9 protein-coding genes, 1 rRNA gene and 1 riboswitch are annotated in these 11284 nt (G+C 69.9%); of the genes, 6 read left to right on the top strand and 4 right to left on the bottom strand.

The window, feature by feature from the left end; translation table 11 throughout:
- The 6 genes from rrf to Q0A33_RS03510 form a co-directional block, all read left to right on the top strand.
- Positions 1-98: ribosomal RNA gene (gene rrf / locus Q0A33_RS03535) — 5S ribosomal RNA — on the top strand; the annotation flags it as partial.
- A 108-nt stretch (positions 99-206) separates the two neighbouring features.
- Positions 207-311, top strand: a riboswitch (TPP riboswitch).
- Entirely contained in the window at positions 304-1512 is a 1209-nt protein-coding gene (gene thiO / locus Q0A33_RS03530) for a glycine oxidase ThiO (protein WP_291793207.1), read from the top strand. It overlaps the preceding riboswitch by 8 nt.
- Entirely contained in the window at positions 1509-1790 is a 282-nt protein-coding gene (gene thiS / locus Q0A33_RS03525) for a sulfur carrier protein ThiS (protein ID WP_291793204.1), read from the top strand. The genes thiO and thiS overlap by 4 nt, the downstream gene beginning before the upstream one ends.
- 3 nt (positions 1791-1793) lie before the next feature.
- Positions 1794-2705: a thiazole synthase gene (locus Q0A33_RS03520; protein WP_291793201.1), complete on the top strand. Its 912-nt coding sequence runs from the start codon at positions 1794-1796 to the stop codon at positions 2703-2705.
- A complete protein-coding gene (moeB, locus tag Q0A33_RS03515) occupies positions 2702-3892 on the top strand; it encodes a molybdopterin-synthase adenylyltransferase MoeB (protein WP_291793198.1) in 1191 nt (396 codons plus the stop codon). The genes Q0A33_RS03520 and moeB overlap by 4 nt, the downstream gene beginning before the upstream one ends.
- Positions 3893-3930: 38 nt before the next feature.
- Positions 3931-4638, top strand: a complete 708-nt coding sequence (locus Q0A33_RS03510) for a Sir2 family NAD-dependent protein deacetylase (RefSeq protein ID WP_291793195.1) — start codon at positions 3931-3933, stop codon at positions 4636-4638.
- Positions 4639-4680: 42 nt separating this feature from the next.
- Here Q0A33_RS03510 and Q0A33_RS03505 read toward each other — a convergent pair whose 3' ends face one another.
- The 4 genes from Q0A33_RS03505 to betT form a co-directional block, all read right to left on the bottom strand.
- Positions 4681-5514 (bottom strand): aldo/keto reductase, encoded by an 834-nt coding sequence (locus Q0A33_RS03505; protein WP_291793190.1) that lies wholly within the window; start codon positions 5512-5514, stop codon positions 4681-4683.
- 128 nt (positions 5515-5642) lie between these two features.
- Positions 5643-7205, bottom strand: coding sequence for a GMC family oxidoreductase N-terminal domain-containing protein (locus Q0A33_RS03500; protein WP_291793187.1), 1563 nt, complete (start codon positions 7203-7205; stop codon positions 5643-5645).
- A gap of 79 nt (positions 7206-7284) precedes the next feature.
- Positions 7285-8757, bottom strand: a complete 1473-nt coding sequence (locus Q0A33_RS03495) for an aldehyde dehydrogenase family protein (protein ID WP_291793184.1) — start codon at positions 8755-8757, stop codon at positions 7285-7287.
- Between the two features lie 96 nt (positions 8758-8853).
- Positions 8854-10950, bottom strand: a complete 2097-nt coding sequence (gene betT, locus Q0A33_RS03490) for a choline BCCT transporter BetT (protein WP_291793182.1) — start codon at positions 10948-10950, stop codon at positions 8854-8856.
- Between the last annotated feature and the right edge of the window lie 334 nt (positions 10951-11284).

Genomic DNA, 11284 nt, shown 5'->3' with positions numbered 1-11284 from the left:
GGGAAACGCCCGGATCCTTTCCGAACCCGGTAGCTAAGCCTGCCAGCGCTGATGGTACTGCACTTTTGTGGGTGTGGGAGAGTAAGTCACTGCCGCAATATTCGTTGGTTGGGTTGAGGCCCTCATGTCATGTGCCCCCTGTTTGTGGGGGTGTGTGGTGTGGGGGCCTCCCCTCATTCACGGGGTCATCTGTGCTAGCCTCGGGAATCGTAGTCTGCGGGAGCCCGGACACCGGGCTGAGAGGGCATCGATGCCGACCGCGTGAACCTGATGCGGATCATGCCGCCGAAGGGAAGGCACATCGTGGGGGATGTCATCGTGGTGGGAGCCGGCGTCGTCGGTCTCACCACCGCGTGGGAGCTGTGCTGCAGGGGCATCTCCGTCGTCGTCATCGATCCTGCGCCGGCAATGGGAGCCTCCCGTGCGGCCGCAGGCATGCTCGCCCCGGCGGGGGAGGTGAAGTTCCAGCAGGCCGCTCTCTATCCCCTGATGAAGGCCTCGGCCGCGGAGTATTCCGAGTTCGTCGGGCGGCTCGAAGCCGCTGTCGGAATCGCAGCCGGCTACCGCAGGAGCGAGACCCTCCTCGTCGCCGCGGACCGCGCGGACCTGGCCGAGCTGGAAGCCCTGCAGACGGTGCAGGAAGCGCAGTCCATGCCTGTCGAACGCATGAGCACACGGGCCGCACGCGCACTGGAGCCGGCGCTGAGCCCTCGCATCAGCGGAGCTGTGCGCGCGCCGGGGGACCACCAGATCGATCCGCGCCGCCTGGCGACCGCTCTGCAGGTCGGTGTGGAGGCATCCGGATCGACGTTCGTGCGCGACTCCGTGCGTTCGGTCTCGGTGGCGAGCCGGGGCGACCACTCTGTGCAGACGGCTTCCGGCGAGGCGATCTCCGCTCCGGCGGTGGTGCTGGCCGCCGGCCTCGGACTCGCGGACATCGCCGGTTGCTCGTCGAGTCTTCAGCTGCCTCTGCGGCCCGTGTACGGCGACATTCTCCGGACGCAGCTGCCTGCGGATGCACCACAGCTGCTCGAACGGACCGTGCGCGGGGTGGTGAACGGAGCGCCGGTGTATCTGGTCCCTCGTGAAGACGGGGAGATCGTGATCGGTGCGACCTCACGCGAGGATTTCCGTCCCGCGCCCTCAGCCGGGGGAGTATGGCGCCTGCTCGACGACGCCCGCCGCTTGGTTCCCGGCGTGGCCGATCTGGAGTTCGTCGAGGCTCTGGCTCGTGCGCGTCCGGGCACGCCCGACGACCTGCCGTATGTGGGTCAGGTGCGCGCGCCCAGCGGCGAACCGGTGCGCGGCCTCTTCGTGTCCACCGGGCACTTCCGTCATGGCGTCCTGCTGGCACCGCTCGCCGCGCGGCTCGTTTCGTCGCTCATCGCCGGGGACCTGCCGGCAACGGGCGCGGACGCATCCCATCTCGCGGCCATGGACCCCCATCGCCACAGCGCGGTCGACAGCAGCGGCGCGGTAGCCCGCCCGCGTCACGAGAGGAGCAGCAGATGAGCATCGAGGACCTCAGCGGAGGCAGCGAGCGTCCGGGTGACGTCGAAGTGCAGGTGAACGGGCGGGTCCGCCGGGTCGGTGACTGCAGCACCCTCGTGGACCTCGTCGCGGAGATCACGGGAAAGGCGCTCGCTGAGGATGGAAGTCCGGTGGACGGAAGCAGGCTGGGCATCGCGGTAGCGGTGGACGGAGCCGTCGTACCGCGCAGCCGGTGGAGGAGCACGGCGGTCGCGACAGCCCAGGAGATCGAGATCGTCACAGCCATGCAGGGAGGATGAACGGTGAAGGACACGGGACGCATGGACGGCAGCCTCACCCGGGCACAGGGGACGTCGCAAGCGCGTGGCGGTGACCAGGGCGGAGGCGACGGCCCGCTCGAAGGAGATGCCCCGCTGACGATCGACGGCACCGAGCTGCGTTCGCGGCTGATCATGGGCACCGGGGGGATCAGCTCGCTGGAGATACTCGGTGACGCGCTCGACGCCTCGGGCACGGAGCTCACGACGGTGGCACTGCGGCGCTACGCACCGGAGAGCAGGGACACGCTCTTCGCCCTCCTCCAGGACCGCGGGATCCGGCTCCTCCCCAACACCGCAGGCTGTGCGACGGCCAGGGACGCGCTGCTGACCGCAGAGCTCGGGCGGGAAGCGCTGGAGACGGACTGGGTGAAGCTCGAGGTCATCGCGGACGAGGAGACGCTGCTGCCGGACGTCGTCGAACTGCTCGACGCCACCGAGCAGCTCGCCATGAAGGGCTTCACCGTGTTCGCCTACACCTCGGACGATCCGGCCGCGGCTCTCCGTCTCGAGGACGCGGGGGCTGCTGCGGTGATGCCGCTCGGAGCCCCGATCGGCACCGGCCTGGGCATCCTCAACCCCCACAACATCGAACTCATCGCCTCCCGGGCCGGCGTACCGGTGATCCTCGACGCGGGCGTGGGCACGGCCTCGGACGCGGCCCTGACGATGGAGCTCGGCTGTGACGCGGTGCTGCTGGCCAGCGCCGTCACCCGCGCACAGGACCCCGTGCGGATGGCACACGCGATGCGGGCGGGAGTGGAGGCCGGACGTCTGGCACGCGGAGCCGGCAGGATTCCCGCCCGCAGACATGCCCTGGCGTCCTCCCCACACTCCGGCCGCATCGGCACGGATCCTGAGCAGAACATTCCCCGGGGCGACTGGGGAACGCCGTGAGCGGCGGCGAGGCGGGCGTGCAGCCCCTCGTCGAGCCGGCGGACGACCTCAGCCGGGAAGAGCTCGCCCGGTACGCGCGGCATCTCACCCTCGCTGAGATCGGCCCGCTGGGACAGCGGCGTCTCAAGGCCGCGCGCGTCCTGGTGGTGGGAGCGGGCGGACTCGGCTCTCCGGCCCTGCAGTACCTCGCGGCCGCGGGAGTGGGCACTCTGGGCATCGTCGACGACGACGCCGTGGACCTCGGCAACCTGCAGCGGCAGGTGATCCACCGCGCGGCGGACATCGGCCGGCCCAAGGCGGAGTCGGCAGCAGACGCGGTGCGCGCGCTCAACCCGCTCGTCGAGGTCCGCGCCCACAGGGTGCGCCTGACCGCGGAGAACGCGCTGGAGCTGGTGCGCGGCTACGACCTCGTGCTCGACGGCGCGGACAACTTCGCCACCCGCTACCTGGTCTCCGATGCGTGCGCGCTCGCGGGAATCCCCTGCGTCTGGGGCTCGATCCTCCGCTTCGAAGGACGGGTGAGCGTGTTCTGGGCCGGCCGCGGACCCACCTACAGGGACCTCCACCCGGAACCGCCGCCGGCAGGCAAGATCCCTAGCTGCGCGGAGGGCGGCGTGCTCGGGATGCTGCCGGGGATGATCGGCACCGTCATGGTCGCCGAGGCGGTCAAACTCCTCACGGGTACGGGCAGTCCGCTGGTGGGCCGGGTGCTCATGCTGGACGCCCTCACGATGCGCTGGCGAGAGCTGCGGCTCGACCCCGACCCGCTGGCGCCCGAGATCACCGAGGTGGCCGGGCTGCCGGCCGAGGCCTGCGGCCCCACGGGACCCACCGCGGCGGAGACGGTCAGCCCGCAGGAGCTCTCCGCACTGCTGGACCTCCGGGAGTCCGGCGGCGCGTCCTTCGGCCTCGTGGACGTGCGCGAGGAGTGGGAACGCGCGCTCGTCTCGATCCCCGGCGCGGTGGGCGTGGAGCTGGCGGCGATCGAGGCCCGCGGCACGGACGCGCTGCCGGAGGAGCTGCGCAGAAGTCCGCTGGTGCTCCACTGCAAGTCCGGTGCCAGATCCGCCCGTGCACTGGAGCTGCTGCGGCCGCACTGGAGGGACAGGGAGGAGACGCTGCGCCATCTCTCCGGCGGGGTGCTCGCCTGGATCGACGAGGTGGACCCGGCGCTGCCGCGGTACTGAACGCGCTGCGGGCGCAGCCGTGTGGGTACAGTCGGGGCATGAAGCTCACGTTCCTCACCGGTGCAGGCATCTCCACCGCCGCCGGCATCCCGGACTTCCGGGGGCCGCAGGGCGTCTGGACGAAGGATCCCGAGGCTGAACGCACCTCCACCCTCTCCTGGTACCTCGCGGACGCGCAGGTGCGGGCCCGTGCGTGGTCTCAGCGCGCGGCCGCCGCCGTGTGGGAACGCGAGCCCACGGCCGCCCACCGCGCCATCGCCGCGAGCGCGGAGCGGCACGACGTGCAGATCATCACGCAGAACGTGGACGGGCTCCATCAGGCGGCCGGATCCCCGCCCGAGTCCGTGCTCGAGGTGCACGGGAGCGCGCGCCGGTGGCGCTGCGAGGACTGCCGGGACTCCGGCCCCATCGAGGACGCGATGGCACGCGTGGCGGCAGGGGAGGCGGATCCGCCCTGCCCGCGCTGCGGCGGGATCATCCGGGCGACCACGATCCTCTTCGAGGAGATGCTGGACCCGGACGTCATCGACAGGGCGGTGACGGCGGCTCAGGAGTGCGACCTCCTCCTCGCGGTGGGCACCGGCCTCACGGTGCAGCCGGTCGCCGGCCTCGTGCCCCTGGCGCACGAGAGCGGGGCGGAGATCCGGATCGTCAATGCCGAACCCACGCCCTGCGACGGCTGGGCGAGCGCAGTGGTCCGCGGCGACCTGCAGGAGACCCTGCCCCCGCTGCTCGCCGGACTCTGACCGGGGTGGACCCCTGCGGTCTGCGAGAACTCCCGGACCCGCTCAGAACTCCTCGTAGACGGCGGGATCCTGGTCCTTGAGCCTGCCGTCGGCCCGGCCCAGCGCCGTGAGGGAGGCGACCTCGTCCGCGGTGAGGGAGACCTCGGCTGCGGCGAGGTTCTCCCGCTGGCGCTCGGCATTCTGGGATTTGGGCAGCGGCACCACCCCGCGTGCCGCATGCCAGGCCAGCACGGCCTGGGTCGCGGAGATCCCGTGCGCCGCGGCGACGTCCAGAACCACCGGATCGTCCAGCACGGAGTCGGGGCCCGCACCCGGCCTGCCGATCGGGCTCCACGCCTGGGTGACGATCCCCCTCTCCCGGTGGTAGGCGAGCTGCTCCTCCTGCGGGAAGCGCGGATGCAGCTCGATCTGATTCACCTCAGCCGCGACTCCGGTGGCCTCCTCGATCTGCTCGAGGTGTGCGGGGAGGAAGTTCGAGACGCCGATGTGGCGCACGAGGCCCGCCTCGCGTGCGTCGACGAGGGCCTGCCAGGCCTCGACGAACAGGCCCTGACGGGGGTTGGGCCAGTGGATGAGCATGAGGTCGATGTGTCCGAGGCCGGTGCGGAGGACGGATTCCTGGATCGCCTCGTCGGCCAGTGGCCGGGAGTGGTGCCGGCCGGCGAGCTTGGAGGTGAAGAGGATCTCCTCACGGCCGATCCCGGACTGCCGGACGCCCTCGGCGACAGCGGCCTCGTTCTCGTAGTTGAAGGCGGAGTCCAGGAGCCGGTAACCGGATTCCACCGCCTGTGCGACCGCTCGCGCGCCGTCGAGGCCGCGCAGGCGGTAGGTGCCGAAGCCGATGGGCGGGAGCGAGAGTGCTGCCGTCTGCGTCATGGAGTGGCGTCTCCTCACGTGTGTGCGACTGCTGTCCCGTCCACGGTACAAGCCGCCGGGCCACCCCGCACCCGGCACAGCGCCGGGCAGGCGGACAGGACGATGCCCGCCTGCCCGGCGCCCGGCCCTCAGGCCTCGCCGCGGATGAGGTCCGAGGCCTTCTCGCCGATCATCATCGTCGAGATGTTGGGGTTGACGGTGACGATCTCCGGCATGACGGAGGCATCGGCCACCCGCAGGCCCGTTACCCCCTTGACCCGCAGCTGCGGGTCGAGCGGCGCCTCGGGGTCGTCGGCGGCACCCATGCGGACCGAGCCCGCAGGGTGGTAGACGGTGTTGTGCGTCTTGAGGACGTACTCGCCGATCTGCTCGTCCGTGACCGCGTCGACGCCGGGGGAGAGCTCACGGCCGGCCCACTCCTCCATCGCGGGCTGTGCGACGATCTTCCGCGCGAGCTTGATCCCCTCGACGGCGACGCGCAGGTCGTGGCCCTCCTCGTCCGTGAAGTACCGGGGATCCACCTTGGGCTTGTCCCGGTAGTCGCAGGAGCGCAGCCGGACGGTGCCGCGCGACTTCGCCCGGGTGACGTTGGGGGTGAGGCAGAACTCCTCGTCGGCACTGGGGTAGCCGTGGCGCAGCGTGTGCATGTCGAAGGGCACGGAGCCGTAGTGCATCATGAGGTCCGGGCGGTCCAGGCCGTCCACCGTGGAGTGGAAGATGCCGATCTCCCACCACTGGGTGGAGGTGCGCGGCATGGGCTTCTTCGACTCCCAGCGGATGACGGCCTCGGGGTGGTCCTGGAGGTTGGAGCCCACCCCGGGGGAGTCGACGCGGACCTCCACGCCCACTTCGCGCAGGTGCTCCGCCGGTCCGATCCCGGAGAGCATGAGGAGCTTGGGGGAGTCGATCGCCCCGGCGGAGACGATGATCTCCCTGGCGGCGGCGATGCGCGCCTGGCGCCCGTGGTTGTCCGCGACGACGTGGACGGCGACGGCCCGGTTCTCCGCGTCCAGCTCGACCTTCGTCACGCGCGTGTCCGTGAGGACCGTGAGGTTCTCCCGGTCCAGCACGGGGTGGAGGTAGGACACCGAGGCCGAGGCGCGGGTCCCGTCCTGCTTCCGGTTGATCTGGAAGAAGCTCGCCCCGTTCACCACCGTCGTGCCCGTGTTGAAGCGGGCCCGCGGGATGCCGGCCTGCTCACAGGCGTCGAGGAGGTTCACACCCGACTTGTCCTCGGGCGGGACATTCATGAGCTCCACGGGACCGTCCGTGCCGTGGAGGCCGTCCGTGTCCTCGTTGCTCTCCAGCCGGGTGTAGAGCGGCAGCGTGTGCTCCGAGCCCCACCCGGTGCAGCCGTACGTGTGCTCCCAGGCGTCGAGATCCTCGGACGGTGCCCAGAAGGCGATGCAGGAGTTGTGCGAGGAGCAGCCGCCCAGCACCTTGGCCCTCGCATGGCGCATGAAGGAGTTCCCCCGCTCCTGCGGTTCGATGGGGTAGTCCCAGTCGTAGCCGGACTCCAGGAGCGCGGGCCAGTCCTCGAGGTTGAGGACGGCGGGGTCGTCGACGTCCGAGGGGCCCGCCTCCAGGAGCCCCACCGTCACGGTGGGGTCCTCGCTCAGGCGTGCGGCCAGCGGCGCTCCCGCGCTGCCGCCGCCCACGACGATGTAGTCGAAGGTGTGGAGTGTCTCCATGTGTCTTAGCCTTTCCGTGCGGTGAGGATCCAGTGGGCGGGGCCGCGTGCGGGACGGGCCGTCGCAGTCCCGTGCCGCCTCAGTCCTCTGCGAACCAGCCGGTCACGGCCGGTTCCGTGTTCTGGTAGATGTGCTTGGCCTCGAGGTACTCGCCCAGTCCGGTGGGGCCCAGTTCCCGGCCGAATCCGGACTGCTTGAATCCGCCCCACTCCGCCTGCGGCAGGTAGGGGTGGAAGTCGTTGATCCAGATGGTGCCGTGCCGCAGCCGCCGCGCGACCCGCTGGCCCTTGCCCGCGTCCTGCGTCCACACGGCCCCGGCGAGGCCGTAGATCGTGTCGTTGGCCGTCTCGACGGCCTCGTCCTCGCCGGCGAAGGTCTCCACCGTGACAACGGGTCCGAAGGCCTCGTCACGGACGACGGACATGCCCCGCTCCACCTGGTCCAGCACGGTGGGCATGTAGTAGAAGCCCTTCTCCAGCTCACCGGTGCCCCAGGTGCCGCCGCAGCGCAGTCGTGCGCCCTCGTCGATCCCGGCCTGCACGTAGGCCGTGACCTTGTCGCGGTGCGCGGCGGAGATGAGGGGGCCCGTCTGCGCACGCTCGTCGTAGGGACCGCCCACGCGGATCTTCTCCGCACGGCGCACCAGTTCGTCGACGAACCGCTCGGCGATGGACTCCTCGACGAGGAGCCGGGCGCCGGCGGAGCAGACCTGGCCGGAATGGACGAAGGCGGCGTTGAGGGCGTTGTCCAGGGCCGCGTCGAAGTCCGCATCCGCGAAGACGACGTTGGGGTTCTTCCCGCCCAGCTCGAGGGCGACCTTCTTGACGGTGGCGGCCGCATTGGCCATGAGCAGCCGTCCGGTCTGCAGGCCGCCGGTGAAGGACACGAGGTCCACGTCCGGGTGGGTGGACAGCGGCCCGCCGGCGGTCGCACCGGCGCCGAGGACGAGGTTGCCCACGCCTGCCGGCAGCCCCAGCTCGTCGAGGACGGACATGATGAGGATCGCGGTGTGCGGGCTCAGCTCCGAGGGCTTGAGCACGAACGTGTTCCCGGCCGCCAGTGCGGGGGCGATCTTCCAGGCCGCCTGGAGCAGAGGGTAGTTCCACGGGGCGATGAGCGCGCAGACGCCCACCGGCTCGTAGTCGATCCGGCTGCGCACCGCGGGGTCGCCCGGATCCACGACGCGACCGGCGTGGGAGTCCGCGATCTTGCCGAAGTAGTCGAAGCAGTTGGCGATGTCGTCCATGTCCGTGCGGGACTCGTCGATGCGCTTGCCGGTGTCCGCGGTCTCCGCCTTCGCGAACTCCTCCTTCCGCTCGCGCAGGCGCCGTGCGACCGCCAGCAGCAGGTCGCCGCGCTGAGCGGCGGGCACGGAGCTCCAGACGCCTGCGTCGAAGGCGCGGCGTGCGGCCTCGATGGCGGCGACGGTGTCCGCCTCGGTCGCCTCGTCGACAACGGCGACGAGCTCGCCGTCGGCCGGGCATCGGATCTCGCGGGTGCCTCCCGCCTGTGCGGAAGTCCACTGACCGTCGATGTACAGGGTGGTGGGCATGGGTCCTCTCCTCTGTGGGTCACGGGGGCTGTGCTCTCGTGAGCGTGGTCGGGATCGTCGTGTGCGGCCGGGGCCGGGCGGGGGAGCCGCCCGCCCTCAGCTCTCTCGGGTGAAGTCCTCCTGCCAGTCCGGGTTCTCCGCGGGGGCGTCCTCGACCGCGAGCGTGCCCGCGTCCTCGGCGGCGATCCGCAGGAACTCGATGTGCGACTCGTAGCGGGTGATGACGTCCGTGATGATCTGGTCGCGGGAGTAGTCGTAGACGTCATATCCCATGGACCCGGAGCCGGTGAAGACCTCGAGCCGGAAGGTCCGCTGCGTCGCCGCACCTGCGTACCCTCCCACGCCGGGGGCGTTGCGCGGAACCGGGTGCACCTGGTACGTGAAGGGGCGCTCCCCGTCGAAGACGGCGCAGAGCTCCACGTAGTCGACCTTCATGCCGGCGACGGGCTCGCGGATCACGCTGGCCTCGACGCCGTTCGCCTGGAGTTCCCCGCAGACGTCCTGCAGCGCGGGCTCCACGACAGAGGTCTGGAAGCGCTGCGACTGCGCGGCAGTGGGATGGGCCATGGTCCGCTTGAGCCGCTGCTTCCAGCTCAGGGTGCTGCCTCCCGAGGCCAGATTGGCCGGCAGCGCCGCGTAGTAGCCCTGGATCTGGTGTCTCTCCACGCGCAGCGCCTTGTAGAGCGAGAGCATCACCAGATAGAGGACGATGCTGAAGGGCAGGCCGATGATGACGGCCGCGCCCTGCAGTGTGGGCACTCCGCCCACCAGGAGCATCCCCGCGGTGAGGGCGCCGGTGGCGATCGACCAGAACACGCGGACGGGCTTGGGGCCGTCGTACTTCGAGTCCCTGATCGTCGAGGTGAAGTTGGAGAGCACGAGTGCGCCGGAATCCGCGCTGGTCACGTAGAACAGCAGACCCACGACGGTGGCGAGACCCACGAGGAACGGTGCTCCCGGGAACATCCCGAGCAGATCGTAGAAGCCGCTCTCCGGGGCTGCGATGGTCGCCTCCGCGAACTCCGTGTTGCCGCTGCGCACCACGTCCAGGGCGCTGTTCCCGAACACCGACATGAACAGGATGATGAAGATGAGCGGGATGATGAGCACACCGGTGACGAACTGGCGGATCGACCGCCCGCGGGAGATCCGGGCCAGGAAGAGGCTCACGAAGGGCGCCCAGGCGATCCACCACGCCCAGAAGAAGATGGTCCAGGCGCTCATCCACTCGTCGGGCTGCTCCCAGGCGAAGGTGTCGAGCGTCATCGAGGGGAAGCGCGAGATGAAGTCGCCGATGTTCATGATGAGCGCGTCGAGGAGGAAACGGGTCTTGCCCGTCACCGCGATCCACACGAGCATGACGATCGCCAGGACGACGTTGAGCTCGGAGAGCCTGCGGATGCCCTTCTCCACGCCGGAGACGGTGGAGATGGTGGCGAGGACGACGGCGAGGACGATGAGACCGATCTGCATGGCCTCGTTCTGGGGCAGGCCGAACATCACGTGGAGGCCGTAGTTGAGCTGCACCACGCCGATCCCCAGCGTCGTCGCGATGCCGAACACCGCGCCGAGGACGGCGGCGACGTCGACCGCGTCACCGGCGCCGCCCTTGATCCAGCGGCCCAGCAGGGGCTGCAGGAGGCTGCGGATGGACAGGGGCATGTTGCGACGGAACGCGAAGTACGCGAACGCCAGTCCCATGAGCGCGTACATCGCCCAGCCGGTGATGCCGTAGTGGAAGAGCGTCCAGACGAGTGCCTGCCGTGCGGCCTCGACCGTTCCTCCCTCTCCCGCGGGAGGCTGCATGTACTGCGCCACCGGTTCGGAGACGGAGAAGAACATGAGGTCGATGCCGATGCCGGCCGCGAACAGCATGGACGTCCACGTGAACAGGTTGTAGGTGGGCCGTGAGTGGTCCGGGCCGAGCCTCAGGCGGCCGATGCTCGAGGCCGCGACGACGATGACGAACACGATCATGAGGGTGGCGGTGAGGATGTAGTACCACCCGAGATTGGCCGAGACCCAGGACACCGTCGAGGAGATGACGGAGTCCGCGTTCCCGGGGAGGAAGATCGCCCACAGGGCGACGGCGAGGATGAAGACGCCGGAGGCGATGAGCACCCGCCAGTTGATCTTCACGGCCGGTTCGTCGTCCGCACCGGCAGAGGTTCTCTGAGCCTCGGATGAGCTCATCACAGCAGTCCTTCACAGATGAATCGTTCGGTCGGCGTGCCGTCGGAATGCCCGCGGGGCAGCCGCTTCGCGATCGACAGTAACAAAAGAGCTTGGCGCAGTGGAATCTGTGCGGCTGCAGAGTCTGCGGTTGCGAGGTGGGCGGGCGCATGTGGGTGACCACCTGCTGCTGCGGGCCGAGCCCCAGAATGCGGCGGATCCGCGCGTTTCCCCATAGGTGCCGCCACGAGTTCTGCGTGTGCAGATCACTGGCGAAATCAGGCCATGAATCTGTACCTCACTAGTGAACTTATCGTCACATCGGCAGCACCGATCGGCGCGGCGGCAGATGTGC

The sequence above is a fragment of the Brevibacterium sp. genome (genome assembly GCF_022712115.1).
GTDB lineage: Bacteria > Actinomycetota > Actinomycetes > Actinomycetales > Brevibacteriaceae > Brevibacterium > Brevibacterium salitolerans.
This window is presented reverse-complemented; position numbering and strand designations above follow the sequence as displayed.